Consider the following 17,942-nt stretch of genomic DNA (forward strand, 5'->3'; position numbering starts at 1 on the left):
GATTTAATGACTAAGCGAATTCAACATTGGTTCACTCTGTTAGTGAGTGTATTAATGCTGAGCTTTACCTTGTCAGCATTTGCTAATGAAACAGCAGATAACGAGACTCGTAGTGAACGTTTAGGTGAATCAGCAGTACAAGGCGAGCTTGCAGGCTTTGCGGGAGCTGACTATTGGCGTGCAGTACGAGATGGTCAAGAGGGTTATACGACATCTAAATCAGCTGAACACGGTGTGTTGATCAGTGTACCGGGACAAGCTTGGTTTATTCTTAAAGAAAAATGGATGTCACCATTAGGTGCGTTGGCTATCTTTGGCAGCATTGGCTTAGTGGTGCTGGCTTACTTTACAATCGGTCCATTAAGACTGAGTAAAGCAAGAACGGGGCGTAAGATCCAACGCTGGAGTTTGGTCGATCGTACGTTACATTGGAGCATGGCATTTACCTTTTTAAGTCTTGCTGCGACAGGACTGGCACTGGTATACGGCAAACACTTTATTAAGCCTATTATTTCTCGTGATATTTGGGCTATGTTCATCTATGGCGCAAAGCAGTACCACAACTATGTTGGTCCCTTGTTTGCCATTTTACTGTTTACAGTGATGGTTAAGTGGTGGCGTAAGAGCCTGTTCACTAAAGTTGATATTAATTGGTTCAAGAAAATGGGCGGTATGGTCGGTAAACATAAAGGCACGCATCCATCTGCTGATTTCTCTAACGGTGGTGAAAAAGCCCTGTTCTGGTTACTGATCTTTTGTGGTGTGTTCATTATCTTTAGTGGTTTTATTCTTGATTTCCCAATCTTTGATCAAACTCGCCGCGACATGGAACTATCTAACTTAGTGCATATGCTGGCATCGTTAGTATTGATCTGTGGTTTTGTATTCCATATCTATGTTGGCTTAGTGGGTATTGAAGCATCACTAGAAGGTATGGTGACTGGTGAAGTTGATGAAACGTGGGCGAAAGAGCACCATGATATTTGGTATGAAAAAGTAAAAGACTTACCTGAGAATCAACCGAGTAAAGTATCAACATCTAAATCAGATGAGAAATAGTAAAACTAATACGTAATAGCGAAGGCGTAATTAGGAAGTGAGGTAATAGTGGCGTGATGTGAGCACGCCACTATTGTTTTAACGCGACGTTGTTGCTAACGCAGCGCTAAATTTGAAGATCTTTGCTAAGACAGATTATTGAATGATTAAATACGCCCTTGTAGTGGAATAACGCGCACCGAATCCCCAACTTCTGCATTTGCCTGTTCAGGTAATACTTCAACTAAACAATTAGCTTCACTCATCGAACGTAAGATACCAGAGCCTTGCTGTCCGGTGCTTTTTACTGTTAAACGACCATTGGCATCAAAACTAAAAATACCACGTGTATACTCAGTGCGGGCAGGGCGAGAACGGAAGCGTTCCCTTGCTATTGCATTGAATACTTGTGGCTGCCAATTTGTCATCCCTTGTAATTTACGGATCGCTGGTTCAACAAATTGTAAAAACACCACCATCACCGCTACAGGGTTGCCCGGTAAACCGAAGAATGGTGTTTCGTTAATTTGACCAAATGCTAAAGGACGACCCGGACGCATGTTGATTCGCCAGAAGTTGATTTGTCCTAGTTTATCTAACACGGTCTTGATGTAATCGGCATCACCGACAGAAACTCCACCTGATGACAAGATTAAATCAGCTTGTTCGCTGCCTTGTTGCAATGTTGCTTCTAATGCAGCTTCGCTATCTTCGATAATGCCTAAGTCGATCACTTCACACCCTGCTTGCGTGAGCATTGCGTGTAAAGTGTAACGGTTCGAATCGTAAATGCAGTTATTCTTTTGTTCTTCACCGGGATGTTGAACTTCATCACCCGTGGAAAAAATAGCGACACGTACAGGTCTTTGTACTGAGACTTGATTGATACCAAGTGAGGCAATCATGCCTAACTCGGGGGCCGTGATTTTACTACCCGCTGCGACAGCTGTTTGTCCTAATGCGAGATCTTCACCTGCTTGACGTACATTCTGACCAGCATGAATGGCAGACATCGCTAGGTTAAAGCGCACGCTACTCTTGATTGTATTATTTGCAGTATTATTTACAGTATTATCTACAGCATTATCGGTTTGTTCAGCTTGCTCGCGCATGACAACTGTATCTGCACATTCAGGTACCGCGGCACCTGTCATGATGCGGACTGCTTGGCCTTTTTCAAGTGGTCGGTCATAACTGTGTCCAGCCATCACATGAGCGACTACATCATAATTATCACACTCTAAATCATCACCGCGAATGGCATAACCATCCATTGCTGAATTGGTATGTTGCGGTACATTTACTGGAGAAAGAATATCATGTGCGACAATTTGACCCAAAGCTACTTTTAAATCAACAGCCTGCGCTTGTTTGATTGGTACAATATGACCAAGAATACGCTCACGACCTTCTGCGACAGACAGCATTCCTTGTGGTGTTAAATCCCCACATTGTAAGCCTTGCGGCTGTAACGCTGAGTGTGTATCTATTTCACCTTGAATAAAACTTACAACAAAATCAGTGATCTGATCAAGGTTGTTAATATCAAGCAGTGGTAATGGCGCCTTTTCTGCTAAAGGTGCAGATTCTGATGCGGGTACTGGTACATTCGCTGCAACGGCAATAATGTTATTGTCTGTTGGGTGTAACCAAGGTTTACCCACTTCAGCACGGTGTAATTCAATTTTAGGAAAACTGAGATTTTTAAAGCCTTCAACCAAAATAAGGTCGATTTGTGTTTGGTCTAACTGCGCAATTAAATGCGGTAAGTTAGCTTCTTCATCAGGTGTTTCCGTGACGAGTGCACGGCGGCAACGAGATGAAATCAGCATTTGGCTCGCCCCTGCTTTACGTAAGCGGTGACTGTCCTTGCCCGGTTGATCGATATCAAAATCATGATGTGCATGTTTAATAACGGCAACACGAATACCACGTGCCACTAACTTAGGTAACATTGCTTCAAGCAGTGTTGTTTTACCTGTGCCACTAAATGCAGCAAAGCCGAGTAAAGGGAGTGACGCGTGTATTTTTTTCATTGTTGCTGACTCATTTTGTTTGTCCAAATTGTTGCAGTTCTGCGGGGGTATTTAGGTTTATAAATGCGTTTGGTTGGTCGCTAAAATCCACCGTTAACATGTTACATTGGCGATATAATAGAATGATTTTGCGATCGCCATTATCTAAAAATGCTTCTAGTTTTGGTAAAATACGGCGATGCAGCAGAGTCACAACTGGCTGAATATGTTCACCGTCGTGCGCCACTACAATATCAGTATCTGCTTTGCAGGCTGCAGCCATACGTGCGACTAAATCTGTCGGTAGTTGTGGGCAGTCACAGGGTACAAAACCAATCCATTCGGCATCGGCTAAATGTAAAATAGCAGCATGCATACCGCCTAGTGGCCCCTGAAAGCCTTGCAGTTGATCACCAAATACAGCGCCATATTGGCTGTAACGATCTTGATTTCGGTTTGCGTTAATCGCAATGTTTTTTGTCTGTGATGATAGTGTATCGATAACATGCTCAATCATCGCTTTACCCGCTAATGTCACTAAGCCTTTATCATCGCCACCCATGCGGCTAGCTTGTCCGCCTGCTAAAATTACCCAGCTTGTTTGATTAGCCGAAGGCATAATTATCCTTATCTTTTTTAATGAGCTGTAGATCTGCTCGTTCGATTAGTTTGCTATTGCTAATGCACCATTGGCGGCGACAAAGTGCGGTAAGCGCATTTTGTTGGTGACTGGTGATCACGAGTGTTGAACCGCGTTCGAGTAAATCTTTGGCTAACACGACTTGGCGTTCAATGGATTCTGCATCCATACTCGCGCTTGATTCGTCCATTAATAGGACACTTGGTTTAAGTACCCAAGCTCTTGCCATTGCCACCCGTTGTCGTTCGCCACCAGATAATACCGAAATATGTTCATTAGCGAGAGTTTCTAACCCTACCATACGTAGGGCTGTTATCGCTTCACTTCGTTGTTCTTGGCGGCCTTTTCGGGTAAATTTTAAACCATAACAAACATTATCAAGAACAGTGCCATCGAACATGTAAGGTGTTTGGTGCATATAGATAACACCATTTTTAGCGTTACTTTTAAACATGCGGCGAAACAATGAATTGGATTGCAGATTCACTGTGCCTGTTGTTGGGCTTTGTAAACCTGATAATATTTTTAATAATGTCGTTTTACCTACACCGTTACCGCCCGTGAGGTAAATCGCTTCTTGCGGACCAAATTTAAGATTAGGAATGTGAAACAGCAGGCGATCCTTAAAACGAATCGAAATATCTTCTGCTTGAATTGAAATTTGTGACATGACCTATTCCTCAGTCTAATTGGTGCGCAAGTGGGCTTTACCACGTGCGATAGATAATAAGAAATTAAGGCCCAGCGCAAGGATAAGTAACACCATGCCGAGGGCGACACCTTGTGCAAACGCGCCTTTCGAACTTTCGAGGGCAATTGCAGTGGGTATATTACGCGTTGAATTTAAGATATTACCGCCAACCATCATTGAACAACCGACTTCGGTAATGATGCGACTAAATGCAGCGATAATGGCAGCCAGCAGCGGAAATCGACATTCCCACATTAAGCTTAGTAATGCTCTAGGTAGGCTTGCACCTAAGGTTAATGCTGTTTCCCAAGCGCGGCGATCACTGTTTTGAAATGCGGCGTGCATCATAGATACTAGAATAGGAAAACAAACCATCATTTGCCCGAGAACCATCGCTTTTTGGGTAAACAGCATATGCCAATTACCGAGTGGTCCTGCACGTGACAACATCATGTAAAGCAACAAGCCAATCACCACTGTCGGAATTGATTGGCAGGTATTAAATAATGAGAGTAATAGCCAACGCCCTGGAAATTTTCCATAGGCGAGGGCAAAGGCGATAACTAATGCCGGAATTAATACAATCGCTATCGCCAGCAAAGATACTGAAAATGACACACCGACAATCCCCCACAGGGCCATATCACCGCTGAAAAGGAGTTGCACTGCTTCTTGAGTCGTTTGCCAAATATTCATTAAGTATCTAGGTTTCTAATCAGTTAAAATTAAGACTTAGCGTTTGCAACAAATAGTTGCTCGCCGCCACGCTTGTAGCTGTTAATCATGGTTTGTGCTTTTGGATTAACTAACCAGTCACTGAATGTTTTAGCGCCTTGGTAGTTGATATCTGGGTAACGGCTTGGGTTAACTAAGATAACTTGGTATGGGTTAAACAAGCGCTTATCGCCTTGAGCAACAATTTTAAGGTCTAACTTGCTTTGGTAAGCTAACCAAGTGCCACGATCTGTTAACGTATAAGCTTGCAGTTCTGATGCCATGTTTAATGTTGGCCCCATACCTTGGCCTACTGCTTTGTAGCCACCAAAGTTCGGTTCCATTTTTGTTTGCGCCCATAGGCCCAATTCTTTTTTATTCGTGCCTGAATCATCGCCACGAGAAATGAACGTTGCGTTGTAAGATGCGATGTTAGTCAGTGCTTTAACAACATTGTCGGTATCTACTTTTGCTGGATCGGCTTTTGGACCCACTAATACAAAGTCGTTATACATCAGTTGGCGAGGTAGTACACCGTAACCAGCATCAACAAATTTAGCTTCAGATTTTGGTGCATGTGTCATTACCAAGTCTACATCGCCATTTTGGCCCATACGCAGTGATTTACCTGTACCAGCTGCAAGTACATCAACACTGTAACCAGTGTCTTTTTGGAACTCAGGTAATAAGTAATCAAGAAGCCCTGAGTGATAAGTACTGGTTGTCGTCGCTAAACGGATCTTCATGTCATCAGCAGCGTTTACACCAGCTGTTGTTACAAGTGCGAATAGCGCAAGTAATGTTTGGATACATGTCATCGGTCTTACAGTCATCGGTTTTACAGTCATTAGGTCTTCCTGACGTTTAAATTATTTAAGGTGTTAAATAGTCGTCACTGAATCGAATTTTAGTAACGAATATTATTAATGTGATACGGTCTTTTTCAGATTGAAAAATAACGGTATTTTCCCTGATAAAGCAAATTAGATGCCAGAATTTAAATTTAACAATATTAAATGCTGATTAATCTTGTAAGTGCATGATTTTGATTGTAAATGATATTTACCCCTAAAGTATCATAAAAAAATAAATGAAACTGTTTTGACTTTACTAGTAATGATGGGACAAAATGTCGCAACTTGAAATTATGGTAGTTATTTATATTTATGTCTGAATTTACGTCTTCTTCTCCTTCTTGGGCCGCAGTATCAGTACTTGTTGTCGATGATGAACCGGGTATGCGCGCGATCTTAAAAAAAGCGTTAAGTAAAAAATTTGCGCAAGTCGATACAGCAGGCAGTATTGAAGAAGCGGAAGAGCTGCGTAAACGCTGCCATTTTGATTTATTAATTGTTGATATTAATCTGCCAGGTCGTTCGGGTATTGAATGGCACGAAGCTTTTGATCCCCAAACGCGTCGCAGTGACGTTATTTTCATGACGGGTTATGCGGATTTAGATACTGCAATTAAAGCGTTGCGTGCTGGTGCATCGGACTTTATTTTAAAACCTTTTAACCTCGAACAAATGATGCAATCGGTAAGCCGCTGCATTGAACGACGTCTTGTAGAACGCCAAAACTTTGCATTGCAACGAGATATTGAGCGCACATTCCCTATTGATATTATTGGTGATGCAGCTAAAACCTTGTCGATGAAAAAGCTGATCACCCAGATAGCACCATCGATGGCGGCTGTATTGGTTGAAGGTGAGTCGGGGACAGGTAAAGAATTAGTGGCTCGCGCATTACATCAGTTGAGCTTACGTAATGGCCCTTTTGTCCCGCTAAACTGTGGTGCAATCGCGCCAGACCTATTAGAAAGTGAATTGTTTGGTCATATTCAGGGTGCATTTACAGGGGCTAAAAAAGGCCGTGAAGGGCTATTTCGAGTTGCCAATGGCGGTACTTTATTCCTCGATGAAATTGGTGAAATGCCATTAGCGATGCAAACGTCGTTATTACGCGTGTTGGAACAAAAGGCGATCCGTCCGGTGGGGGGCGAGCGTGAAATACCTGTTGATGTACGTATTGTTGCAGCAACCAACCGTAATTTAAAAGAAGAAGTAGAAGCGGGGCGTTTTCGTCAAGACTTGTACTATCGCTTAAATGTATTAACTGTCGATTTACCGCCATTGCGCGATCGCGTTGAAGACATTCCTGCATTAGCCCATCATTTTACCCTCAAGTTAGCCAAAGACTTAGGTATGAAAAGCGTTAGCTGGACACATGAAGATATTAAAGCGATGCAAGCGTATGACTGGCCAGGTAATATTCGAGAACTTCGTAATATGATGGAGCGTTGTATTTTACTTGGTAAGCCACCTGCTGAATATTGGCGTGAGTTGCAAGGTGACATATCACCGCTACCAAGAGCCGAAATTGCTCATTTTGATCAAGATCGTATTGATGAAGCAAACTTGCAAAACCCTTGTCGCTGTACGTCGGTTGTTGATGATGAAGAACAATATTGTTACCCAACGACATGGACATTAAAAGAAGTCGAAAAAGCACATATCATGCAGGTAGTTGACTCACACGAAGGTAACAAGTCTGCTGCTGCACGTAAGCTTGGCGTTGCCCGTAAAACGCTAGAGCGTAAATATAAAGAATGGGTAGATGAAGCGGCCTTATGAAAATGAAACAATTTATACTGTTATGGATTAAGCGCTTTAGAACCATGGTGCGCTATCGCCTGTTAGTACTTACTTCCGTGCCTATTGTGATCACCTTGTTCGCACTGTTTGCGCTGACCATGTACTGGACGGTGACGTACACATGGAAAAGTGCGTTAATGAACGTAAAAGCAGATTTGGCTGTTGCACATAACAGCATTGAGTTATTGCAGAAAGAACAGCGGATGAAGTTGACATCGTTGTCATCATCTTATGATTTTCAGCACTTGTTACGTACCGATGAAGACAAATTACAGGAATGGGTGAAGGACCAAGCTGAAAACTACGCATTGGATTTTGTTGTATTACATCCCGCATCAGATTTAGATGAATTTCCACTGATTAATCAGCAGTTATTATTAACGGCCAAACCGCAGACATTTTTTCAAGTACTGAGTAATGATGAATTACTGGCGTTAAATACGAGTCTTCCTGCTGCCGCTCAGATCCCATTATTACGTGAAAATAAATTTGAATCTCGTGGGCTAATTAGCCGTAACTTGATCCCTATTTTTAATCGCGATAATCAACTTGAGTGGATCATGGATGGTGGAATATTACTGAATAATAGCACCCAGCTTGTTGATCGTATTCGTGACCTTATTTATACCGATGGCACATTACCTATCGACAGTATCGGCACTGTCACACTCTTTATGGATGATATTCGTGTGAGTACCAATGTACCGCTTGATAGTGATCAGCTTAATGGTCGTGCTATCGGTACTCGTGTGTCTGCGGAGGTCAAACAGCAAGTTCTCGTTGCAGGACAGGATTGGGTCGGTCGTGCATTTGTTTATGATGATTGGTATATCTCGGCCTATGAACCGCTGCAAGATTATGATGGTAATGTGATTGGTATGCTTTATACCGGTTATTTAGAGTGGCCGTTATTAGAAACATTCTTAACAAATATTGTTGAGTTTAGTGTCGGTATTATTGCCGTACTACTGCTGTCTGGTGGCTTGGTATATCGGGGGGCGAGGGACTTATTTAGACCCATCGAAAAAATTCATAATGTAGTGAGAATTGTACCCTTGGGTTTAAATCGTCGTATTGGCGATCTGGGATTATGTAAAGATCATGAGTTAGCTATTTTTGGTCAACAATTTGATTCTATGCTTGATGAGTTAGAGCAGCGCAATGATCTGATTCAGCAATCATCTGTGGAATTAGAAGATAAAGTACGTACCCGAACGCAGAGTTTGCATGACAAAACGCAAGAGTTAGAAGAATACATTAAGCTGTTAAATCAGACGCGAAGTAAACTGGTGATTAGTGAAAAACTGGCTGCGCTTGGTGAACTGACCGCGGGAATTGCCCATGAAATTAATAACCCTACCGCGGTTATTTTAGGTAACGTTGAACTATTACAACTAGAATTGGGTGATGATAGCCAGCGAGTTGAAGAAGAGCTCGATGCGATACATGAACAAATTGATCGTATCCGTAATATTACCCGTAGTTTGTTGCAATATAGCCGACAAGGTGGGGTGCAAGATGAAGTCACTTGGCAACATTTAAACCTGATTGTGAAAGAAAGTCTGACGTTAGTACGTTCTGGCACAAAGTCAGCTCACGTGCAGATTGAATCTCAGCTGGATGCTAAATGTTGTGTTGAAGTAAACCGTCATCAACTTTTACAAGTACTGGTTAATCTGCAAATGAATGGCGTGCATGCCATGGATGACAAAGGTTTATTAAAAATTAAAACCGAAGATTGGTTTGATGACGATGGTCATGTTATTGGTGCTGCGGTACATATTAGCGATCATGGTTGTGGTATCAGCGAAGATAATTTAGCCCGTATTTTTGACCCGTTTTTTACGACTCGTCGTAGTGGTACAGGATTAGGGTTATCTGTTAGCCAAAGTATTATCAGTGAAGTGGGGGGCAAGATCACCGTGCAATCTGATCTTGGTATTGGGTCTACATTCTCAATTTATTTGCATGAAAAAGCGGTGGTACATAATGACTTATTACTGCCAGTTGAGGTGTTTTAGTTAATTATAGCGAGTGTTATAAAAAAGCAAACAGTGATAGACCTGCGTTACCATATAACGCGGTCTTAGCTTCTTTATAGTCTGCTGTTTTAGCCGCTAATGTGATGCTCATGCCTGCATATTTGTTATACCAAGCTGCACCAAACACCGCGCTAGATTGCCAGTTTTCCAGTGTCGAGGGATAATACTCTGGCTCTGGAATATTGGGCCTTTTTCCTTCAATGGTCATGTCGTTAAATCGGTAACGCCCCTCAATACCGGTAAATATAAACCAAGCGCTATTTGATGCGCCAATCATACCCGGGCGAAACGAGTGCTCGGTTGCAATATTCGCCGCGCCCATATTCTCGCTCAGGTCCATTCCCCAGCGCAACATTATGCCGGTGGAAACATCACTTCTAAATCCACCAATATTGATCTCCGTAATATTAGCTATTTCAAATTCGGCCGTATCAACGGCATGACGGCTTAAGTTAAAGTGCGTGAGATAACCGATACCCCCCACGACTTCGTCGGCTATTTGATACTCCCAGCCATTAGGCTCTTCAGAAGCCGTTATGCTATGAACCAGTGTTTGTGCTTTATCTGCAAATGAATACTTACCAGTGACACCAAGAGTGAGGTTAACGCGCTGTGCTTGTTGTGAATTAAGGCTTATGAAATTGAACTCAGTATAGAAGTAACCCGCATAAGGACGATCGTTGGCGACAGGTTTGGTGGATTTGATGTCAGAAGGTGTCCATATTTTATGGCCAATCGTGAACTCGACCTTATCTAAAGCAAGGGCGCTTTTTGTGGATAGACTTAAAGGCATCAGTATCGAGGGCGTGTTTATGACAGTGGAAGTATAAGAAGTAAAAATACCGTTGGTATAGTCTTGGTCAACCCTAAAGATGCCATCATTATCGGCTGCGAATGTCAGAGTTGAGCGCTCAGAAGCAACAGTGCTTGAGGAGACGGTAACGAATACAAAGATTAATGCAAAGAGAGTACGTGACTCCATTTTGTCACCATAATTAATAACGGGTTCTTAATAATATAGCAATACATTAACCAGAGTGAGCGATTGAAAATGGTATTGAGGTGATTGTTTTCGGTATTTAATAAATGGATATAAAAAATGTCATCTTTCTGAAATATAAAATACATAATGACTTGCTAGTTTATATCGGTCTTAAATTATAACCTAAGTAGATAAAAGCATGAGCAAAGATACATTTGACCCGACTAAATATAATAAGAGTAATAACGAACCATTTGCATCGGTAATGGAAAGAGAGTTATCTCGCCGTAGCATATTAAGAGCTGGTATGGGGATGGCAGCAGTTGGTATGTTAAGTGGTGTTGGTTTAGCTGGCTGTTCAAGTACTGCTAATCAGAAAAGTGTAACGACTCGCACTAAGGTTGAGTTAGGTTTTGATTCTATTGCAGGTTCGAAATTAGATGCTGTCGTTGTACCTAAAGGTTACAGTGCACAAGTGCTTGCCCCTTGGGGGACACCACTGAATGATCTTGCTCAAGAATGGAAAGCGGATGGTTCTAATAGCGCACTCGATCAAGCTAACTCACTGGGTATGCATCATGACGGTATGCATTATTTTCCGCTAAACGGTAGTTCTACCGATGGCTTGTTATGTATTAATCACGAATACATAGATCAAAAAGCATTACACCCAACAGGCCCAACTAAAGATGCAGACGGCTTGCGAACTATTCTGGATGAAGTGCGCAAAGAAATTAATGCGCATGGTGTGACCGTTGTACGTATTAAGCAAACGAATGGTATGTGGGATGTGGTTAAGAATGATAGTCATAATCGCCGCTTTACTGGTGTTACTACTATGGATATTAGTGGCCCTGTTGCTGATAAAGCGCTACTTGAAACGCCTTTCGCGTTAGATGGTGATAAAGTCCGTGGTACGCTAAACAACTGTGGTAATGGTTATACGCCATGGGGCACTTATCTAACGTGTGAAGAAAACTGGCCGGGTTATTTTGTGAATACTGGCATTCAAACTGCGGATCAGAAACGCATCGGCATTGACGCTAAAGATACCCGTTATGGTTGGGATGATTTAGCGGGCAGCCATGGTGAGGTTGGCGATGAATTCACTCGTTTTGATATTACTGAAACGGGAAAAAATGCCACTGAAGATTACCGTAATGAAGCCAATGGACATGGTTATATCGTTGAAATAGACCCTTATAATAATCAGTCTAGCGCGATCAAACGTACTGCTCTGGGACGCTTCCGTCATGAAGGCTGTGTATTTGGCCAACTTGTTGAAGGTAAACCTGTCGTATTTTATTCTGGTCACGATTCTCGCTTTGAATATATCTATAAATTTGTATCTGATGCGAACTGGCATGCAGGGGATGCAGAACGTGATGATCGCTTAGCGGTTGGTGCGAAATATATGGATCAAGGTACGCTGTATGTAGCTCGTTTTGATGATAAGGGTGTGGGTAATTGGTTACCTTTAACGTTAGCAAGTAAGACGACTAATGGTGGGACGTTAGCTGATACATTTACCAACCTTGCGGGGATCATCCTCAATACTGCTGGCGCAGCTGATTTAATCGGGGCAACGCCGATGGATCGTCCTGAATGGGCAGCGGTAGATCCTGTTAATGGTGCGGTATACATGACCTTGACGAATAATACTAAACGTAAAGAGAGTACCAACCCTGCAAATCCAAGATTGAATAACAGCACGGGTCATATTATTCGTTGGCATGAAAGTGATAACCCTGAGCTATTCAGCTGGGATATTTTTGTGTTTGGTGCTGCTGAAGATGCTGCGCCAGAAGTGAATATTTCTGGGTTGGCGGAGTTAAATCAGTTCGCTTGTCCTGATGGCGTCGCATTTGATTCACGTGGGATCATGTGGATCCAAACTGATAATAGTAAAGACGGATTAAAAACATATACCAATGATCAGATGCTGGCTGTCATACCAAGTCAATTAACCACAGAGAGTGGAGAGTTAGATACGATTAACAGTGGCAACCAAGCTGAATTAAAACGTTTCTTCGTCGGCCCTAACGGTGCTGAAGTAACTGGTTTGGCTTTTAGTCCTGCGCAAACGGATCTGTTTTTGAATGTGCAACATCCAGCAAACTGGCCATATAGCAGCGATGCTTCGATGGAAACTCCGAGTAATAAAACGGTTCGACCACGCGCAGCTACGGTTATTATTCGTAAGAATGATGGTGGGGAAGTTGGAGTTTAATTAATACTCTTTACTTTGTTTTATTGATAGCCAACCTTCGGGTTGGCTTTGTTGTTTATAGTGTCTTATTTACGGTAAGATAGCGTTATAAATATGTATGGAATGAAGCTGGCAGAGCATGACTAAAACAGAAAAGAAGATCGATAATAACTTATGTAAAGTGCTTACCGATGTTTGTGAAACGGCAAAAGACGAGTTCCAAGGGTTTCAGTGGTTAACACATCAGGTTAATTATAATAATTTTCCTGCTTCTTTAAAGTTAACCTGTGTTTTCGATACGAATGCTGATATTGCTCAGTTGACGGCATCGAAGCAAGAATTGCGTTTGCATGGACTATTAACGCAGGCTCTTATCACGATAGATGTGAAACTCAAAAACATCAATAAACAAGTGAAACTCGACAGTGAAGAAAATTGTACTCGAGATAATGCCGGTAATTGGGCAAAGCGCCTAGGTTGATATCCCTAACACTAAGCAGAAAATAATAACGTCTGCTTAGTGTTATTGTATTTTAATGTTGTTTAGCGGGTTTACTTGTATTCAGTTGATAAGTACAGCCGAAAATGATGATTGCCGCAAGTATCAGTACCAAACCCAAATTATTCAACAACCCCGTGATGGCGAGTCCTGCGCCTAATAATAAATAATACATCAATCCAAATACAGCGCCTGCAGAACCTGCCACATCTTTATAGTGTGTTAATGCGTGAGCAAGAATATTGGGGATCGCAATACCATAGCTCATCACAACGATAAGCATGGGTACTAGTAACCAAACGCTGTCTTGAGTCATATAAACGCCAGAACTACCCAGCAGTACTAATCCGCATGCCAAGCGTAATAATGATTGCGAGGTGCATTTAGTTTGTAATAAACGTTTATTCAGCAAGCTACCAAGCAAGCTACCACAGGCTAATGCAATGCCCGTGTAGCCAAATTCAATAGAGCTAAATCCGAAGTGACTGAAAATAAAGGGTGCGAGTGAGTAATAGCTAAATAATACTAGATTAAATAGCGCCACCAACATGGCGTTGTAACGAATACGACTGTCTTTGAGCATACGAACGAGCAAGGTCAGTAAACTTACTTTTGCAATGTTATCTGGGCGAGTTTCTGGTAATGCGTTTAATGCCACCAAATATAAAATGATGGCTAATATGAGTAACACTGAAAACACACCGACGTACCCTGAAAGATCCGCGATAATACCGCCAGAGATAAGACCTATCACAGGACTAAGCGAAATCCCCATCCCCATTAAAGTAAATACTTTGACTAGTTCATCTCCCTTATAGCTATCACGGAGCATGGTTTGAGTGACAACAGAGCCTACAGCAGCACCGAACGCAGACATAAATCGCGCGACCATTATCATATTGAAATCGGTTGCAGTCAGCGCCAGTATTGAGCCAAGTCCATACGTACATAAACCAATAAGCATCGTTGTACGACGGCCAATAAGATCAGCAATACGGCCCCAGAAAATAACACCAACGGCAAATGCGCTAAAATAAATAGACAAGGTTTGTGCAGCTGTATTGACGCTAATATCAAATGAACGAGCAAGGTGAGGCAAGACTGGACTATAAATGGTTTCGACAATTTGTGGAAACATCATTAATGCTAATATCAAGCCGATATGTGGTTTTTTGTTCATATTTTTACTCCAATACCAATCACATTATTTAATGTAACGGGTATAACGATTATTAATATGCGGCCATTATAGTTATGCTATATTTTCGTATTACAAACATTAGAACAATAAATATCAAAAGTAGGACAGAGCATGGCGAGTATTGCAGACGGTCAGCAATTTAATGCGGATACTTTATCTAATCAAGTTATTGGTATAGCAATGGATATAGGCCTGCATGATTCGGGGATGCATCAACACAATAAGGGGCAGCTTTTGTATGCGCCAATGGGCTGTATCAGTATTACGTTAGATGGTATGCAATCGGTATTACCCCCAACGCGTGCTGCTTGGATCCCCGCTGGGGTGATGCATTGTGCGCAAATGCGTAATGTAGTGGCGTATCGCTCGCTATATTTCAGTGCTGATCTTGCTTCGCTATTACCGATAAGCATGTGTATTGTTGAAGTGAATACACTGCTGCAAGCATTAATTGAACGCATGGCATTTTGGGATTGGAATAAACCCGAAGTAGATCAAGCCAATACGCTGGCGTTATTTTGTGAAGAATTAGCGTTGGCACCTCTTCAGCAATTACACTTACCACTGCCGCGTGATCCTCGATTACAAAAATGGTTAAAGTCATTAACCAGAGGTGACTTACCACCACAAAAGCTGAACTTATTACAAGCTGAAATTGGCGCTAGCGGTAAAACCATTAGTCGACTATTCTCTCGTGAAACAGGGATGCCTTATCAAGCGTGGCGGCAACAATGGCGTCTATTAAATGCGATAGAACGATTAGCTGATGGGCAGCGTATTTCGACGGTTGCATTTGATTTAGACTTTGCGAGTGACAGCGCTTTTATTAGCTTTTTCCGTCAGCATACGGGATCTACGCCAGCGAAATACTTTAACGATAAGACGAGGAGTCATGATGAAATGCGAACAATATGATTATATCGAAATAGTATGTATGCATCGTTATCCAATTAAATTAATCCTAAGAACGGGTATTGAAATTATTGGGGTTGGCGTTGATACACAACGTAATGAGAGCAGGGAAGAGTGTATTAAAATGGATATCAAGGGCACGATCGAGCTAATTGTGCTGGACTCTATTTTGACGCTAGAGGTGATAGATGATAATCCTCATTTCCAGAGCATCACGTTTGATTAGTCCTATCGTGGGATTAAAAAAGCCTTGTCTGTGGTAAGCAAACAAGGCTGGTGTTTAACTATTTGTTCCTAACTATTTGTGCCTAGCTATTTATGCTTAGCTATCTGTAATGAACGAATATGTTATAAATTAAACTTGTTAACCACGTCTTTTAATTCCGTATTCATGGTACCGAGCTCGTGCGTCGTCGTCGTCGTATGCTCCGCATTATTAGATAGTTCATTCACGATAAGTTGTATTTCGCTCATGTTTCGCGTTACTTCCGCACTGACTGTACTTTGCTCTTCTGCGGCAGACGCGATTTGAATCGTGAGTTCACTAATGGTTGAAATCGCCACTTCCATATTATCAAGGTCTTGGTTAACTTCTTGAGTATCTGTTGCTGTGGTAATACAGCGTTCTTTGGTTTTATCCATTGCACTGACTACCGAATTTACACCAGAGTTAAGCTTCGCTAGCATGGCATTAATTTCAGACGTACTATTTTGGGTACGTGCTGCCAGCGCTCTCACTTCATCTGCCACCACGGCAAACCCACGACCTTGTTCACCGGCCCTTGCGGCTTCAATTGCCGCATTTAATGCGAGTAAATTCGTTTGTTCAGCAATTTCACCTATCACGGTTAATACAGTACTGATTTGCTGAGTATGTAGCGCCATACTTTCGATGTTAACAACGGTGTCTTCAACATCATCAAGTAATGTCTGAACATTATTCGACGCACGAACCACAGTCGATTTAGACTGTGATACCGAGTCATGTACTTGCTGTGTTGCTGTTGCTGCTTCAGCCGCATTCGTTGCAACAATTGTTGCTGTCGTACTCATTTCTTCCATCGCGGTAACAGCTTGCTCTGTTTCTTTTACATGCCCTAAAATAATGCAGCGAGTGAGCTGTGTTTGGTCTTCAACTTGTATTAATGAGTCTGAAATTTTGACGGATGAATTATTCACTGACTGCATTAATGTATGTAAGTAGCTGATAAAATTATTCACTGATTTACCAATATCACCCACTTCATCATTTTCTTTGATGGTAACGCGAGTTGTTAAATCCGCATTTCCTTGTGAAAGTAGGTCAATATTTTCACGCAATATAATAAGGCGTTGTGATAAACGCTTAAATGTAATGTAACAAAAACAAATAATAGCCAGCATCAGTGGTAATTGAATCGCAGCAATAATTGATAGAATAACGGACTGGTTTTCATGTAATGAAGAGACCGGAACAGCTAACGCTATTGACCATGGCGTGCCTGTCAATGGTTGAAAGTACAGAGCGTATGCGTCACCATTTTCGGCATCATAACTAATATAATGGCTATTGTTTTGATTATTTAAATTGCTATTGACTGCGTTAATAAATGCAGAGCGTGATGCCATTGAAGCGGTCGTTTTTAGTAATAATTCACCCGGTGTTGCAGCTGTATTATTCAGGATTTTACCGTCTTGCTCGACAACGAGAATGTAACCACCAAACTCTTTTTCTAAATCTTGAGCAAGCTGATTAAAGAATCCTAACGTTACATCAATGGTAGCAGCACCGTATAGGCGACCGTCTTTATAAATACCCATACTACAGTTGGTTCGTGCTTCAGTGCTGGCTGAGTCTTTATATGCAGGAGCCCAAGCACATGTGCCTTTTGGTGCACTCTGTCCGGCTCTATGCCAAGACTGTTCGAAATAATTGGGTGCAGCTGCGGTATTCCAATAATCATTGCTGACTAATTGGTTGTTGTTATCGCGATGGACAAAAGAGCTGAATTTACGCATACCATCTTGGCGCTGATCTGGTAATGGCCAAATACCACCACCAAATACGTTACTGTCGCCATATTGATCGACCAACGCTGGTAACAAGGCATCAATTTGTTCACTTGATAATTCAGGAATGACTTGGGTGATATTTTTTTGTTGAGCTTCTACTTTATTGAGTTTTGCGAAGACGTTTTCAGATACTTTTTGTAATGACTTATGGATTATATCTTCTGAAGACTTGAGTAACTGTGGTGATACGAACGTTTTAATTCCAATCGTTGTTAACACCATTATTGCGATCATAAATGCAATAAAGTAGGACGAGTAAATATTTTTAATCGATTTCATGTTTAGACTGCCTT

At 41.8% G+C, this 17,942-nt stretch carries 15 protein-coding genes; 7 read left to right on the plus strand and 8 right to left on the minus strand.

Going from position 1 to position 17,942, the window contains the following annotated elements:
* The first annotated feature begins 6 nt into the window (after positions 1–6).
* Complete coding sequence (locus HWV00_RS03885; protein WP_211684812.1) at positions 7–1,059, plus strand: formate dehydrogenase subunit gamma; 1,053 nt, start codon at positions 7–9, stop codon at positions 1,057–1,059.
* 146 nt (positions 1,060–1,205) lie between these two features.
* Here HWV00_RS03885 and HWV00_RS03890 read toward each other — a convergent pair whose 3' ends face one another.
* The 5 genes from HWV00_RS03890 to HWV00_RS03910 are packed head-to-tail and all read right to left on the minus strand — an operon-like array spanning position 1,206 to position 5,931.
* Entirely contained in the window at positions 1,206–3,074 is a 1,869-nt protein-coding gene (locus tag HWV00_RS03890; RefSeq protein WP_211684814.1) for a bifunctional molybdopterin-guanine dinucleotide biosynthesis adaptor protein MobB/molybdopterin molybdotransferase MoeA, read from the minus strand.
* Between the two features lie 10 nt (positions 3,075–3,084).
* Complete coding sequence (gene mobA, locus HWV00_RS03895; protein ID WP_211684816.1) at positions 3,085–3,672, minus strand: molybdenum cofactor guanylyltransferase MobA; 588 nt, start codon at positions 3,670–3,672, stop codon at positions 3,085–3,087.
* Entirely contained in the window at positions 3,659–4,363 is a 705-nt protein-coding gene (locus tag HWV00_RS03900) for an energy-coupling factor ABC transporter ATP-binding protein (protein WP_211684817.1), read from the minus strand. Before HWV00_RS03900 ends, mobA begins: the two co-directional genes overlap by 14 nt.
* A 15-nt stretch (positions 4,364–4,378) precedes the next feature.
* Positions 4,379–5,080, minus strand: coding sequence for an ABC transporter permease (locus HWV00_RS03905; protein WP_211684819.1), 702 nt, complete (start codon positions 5,078–5,080; stop codon positions 4,379–4,381).
* Between the two features lie 29 nt (positions 5,081–5,109).
* Positions 5,110–5,931, minus strand: coding sequence for a substrate-binding domain-containing protein (locus HWV00_RS03910; protein WP_211686321.1), 822 nt, complete (start codon positions 5,929–5,931; stop codon positions 5,110–5,112).
* A 333-nt stretch (positions 5,932–6,264) separates the two neighbouring features.
* Between HWV00_RS03910 and HWV00_RS03915 the strand changes: the two genes are divergently transcribed.
* Together HWV00_RS03915 and HWV00_RS03920 are read left to right on the plus strand one after the other, a co-directional pair.
* Complete coding sequence (locus HWV00_RS03915; RefSeq protein WP_211684821.1) at positions 6,265–7,731, plus strand: sigma-54 dependent transcriptional regulator; 1,467 nt, start codon at positions 6,265–6,267, stop codon at positions 7,729–7,731.
* Between the two features lie 2 nt (positions 7,732–7,733).
* Positions 7,734–9,773, plus strand: coding sequence for a HAMP domain-containing sensor histidine kinase (locus HWV00_RS03920; RefSeq protein WP_255554902.1), 2,040 nt, complete (start codon positions 7,734–7,736; stop codon positions 9,771–9,773).
* 16 nt (positions 9,774–9,789) lie between these two features.
* On the opposite strand, the gene HWV00_RS03925 is transcribed toward HWV00_RS03920, so the two are convergent.
* A complete protein-coding gene (locus HWV00_RS03925) occupies positions 9,790–10,776 on the minus strand; it encodes a lipid A deacylase LpxR family protein (RefSeq protein ID WP_211684824.1) in 987 nt (328 codons plus the stop codon).
* A 199-nt stretch (positions 10,777–10,975) separates the two neighbouring features.
* Between HWV00_RS03925 and HWV00_RS03930 the strand changes: the two genes are divergently transcribed.
* Together HWV00_RS03930 and HWV00_RS03935 are read left to right on the plus strand one after the other, a co-directional pair.
* Complete coding sequence (locus HWV00_RS03930; protein WP_211684826.1) at positions 10,976–13,006, plus strand: PhoX family phosphatase; 2,031 nt, start codon at positions 10,976–10,978, stop codon at positions 13,004–13,006.
* Positions 13,007–13,124: 118 nt separating this feature from the next.
* The gene (locus tag HWV00_RS03935) at positions 13,125–13,466 is read left to right on the plus strand and encodes a Fis family transcriptional regulator (protein ID WP_211684828.1); all 342 of its coding nucleotides are present in this window, start codon (positions 13,125–13,127) and stop codon (positions 13,464–13,466) included.
* 52 nt (positions 13,467–13,518) lie between these two features.
* Here HWV00_RS03935 and HWV00_RS03940 read toward each other — a convergent pair whose 3' ends face one another.
* On the minus strand, positions 13,519–14,664 hold the full coding sequence (locus HWV00_RS03940; RefSeq protein WP_211684830.1) for a multidrug effflux MFS transporter: 1,146 nt from the start codon (positions 14,662–14,664) through the stop codon (positions 13,519–13,521).
* Between the two features lie 132 nt (positions 14,665–14,796).
* On the opposite strand from HWV00_RS03940, the gene HWV00_RS03945 reads away from it, so the two are divergent.
* Positions 14,797–15,600: a helix-turn-helix domain-containing protein gene (locus HWV00_RS03945; RefSeq protein WP_211684832.1), complete on the plus strand. Its 804-nt coding sequence runs from the start codon at positions 14,797–14,799 to the stop codon at positions 15,598–15,600.
* A complete protein-coding gene (locus HWV00_RS03950; RefSeq protein ID WP_211684833.1) occupies positions 15,578–15,823 on the plus strand; it encodes a Rho-binding antiterminator in 246 nt (81 codons plus the stop codon). Before HWV00_RS03945 ends, HWV00_RS03950 begins: the two co-directional genes overlap by 23 nt.
* A 122-nt stretch (positions 15,824–15,945) precedes the next feature.
* Here the strand turns inward: HWV00_RS03950 and HWV00_RS03955 are convergent, their stop codons facing one another.
* Positions 15,946–17,928, minus strand: coding sequence for a methyl-accepting chemotaxis protein (locus tag HWV00_RS03955; RefSeq protein ID WP_211684834.1), 1,983 nt, complete (start codon positions 17,926–17,928; stop codon positions 15,946–15,948).
* Positions 17,929–17,942: the final 14 nt, after the last annotated feature.

Source organism: Moritella sp. 24 (assembly GCF_018219155.1).
GTDB lineage: Bacteria > Pseudomonadota > Gammaproteobacteria > Enterobacterales > Moritellaceae > Moritella.

Bases quoted from the DNA above. Each gene is read 5' to 3' on its own strand.
- HWV00_RS03885 (WP_211684812.1), top strand. From the start codon at position 7: ATGACTAAGCGAATTCAACATTGGTTCACTCTGTTAGTGAGTGTATTA.
- HWV00_RS03890 (WP_211684814.1), bottom strand. From the start codon at position 3,074: ATGAAAAAAATACACGCGTCACTCCCTTTACTCGGCTTTGCTGCATTT.
- mobA (WP_211684816.1), bottom strand. From the start codon at position 3,672: ATGCCTTCGGCTAATCAAACAAGCTGGGTAATTTTAGCAGGCGGACAA.
- HWV00_RS03900 (WP_211684817.1), bottom strand. From the start codon at position 4,363: ATGTCACAAATTTCAATTCAAGCAGAAGATATTTCGATTCGTTTTAAG.
- HWV00_RS03905 (WP_211684819.1), bottom strand. From the start codon at position 5,080: ATGAATATTTGGCAAACGACTCAAGAAGCAGTGCAACTCCTTTTCAGC.
- HWV00_RS03910 (WP_211686321.1), bottom strand. From the start codon at position 5,931: ATGACTGTAAGACCGATGACATGTATCCAAACATTACTTGCGCTATTC.
- HWV00_RS03915 (WP_211684821.1), top strand. From the start codon at position 6,265: ATGTCTGAATTTACGTCTTCTTCTCCTTCTTGGGCCGCAGTATCAGTA.
- HWV00_RS03920 (WP_255554902.1), top strand. From the start codon at position 7,734: ATGAAACAATTTATACTGTTATGGATTAAGCGCTTTAGAACCATGGTG.
- HWV00_RS03925 (WP_211684824.1), bottom strand. From the start codon at position 10,776: ATGGAGTCACGTACTCTCTTTGCATTAATCTTTGTATTCGTTACCGTC.
- HWV00_RS03930 (WP_211684826.1), top strand. From the start codon at position 10,976: ATGAGCAAAGATACATTTGACCCGACTAAATATAATAAGAGTAATAAC.
- HWV00_RS03935 (WP_211684828.1), top strand. From the start codon at position 13,125: ATGACTAAAACAGAAAAGAAGATCGATAATAACTTATGTAAAGTGCTT.
- HWV00_RS03940 (WP_211684830.1), bottom strand. From the start codon at position 14,664: ATGAACAAAAAACCACATATCGGCTTGATATTAGCATTAATGATGTTT.
- HWV00_RS03945 (WP_211684832.1), top strand. From the start codon at position 14,797: ATGGCGAGTATTGCAGACGGTCAGCAATTTAATGCGGATACTTTATCT.
- HWV00_RS03950 (WP_211684833.1), top strand. From the start codon at position 15,578: ATGATGAAATGCGAACAATATGATTATATCGAAATAGTATGTATGCAT.
- HWV00_RS03955 (WP_211684834.1), bottom strand. From the start codon at position 17,928: ATGAAATCGATTAAAAATATTTACTCGTCCTACTTTATTGCATTTATG.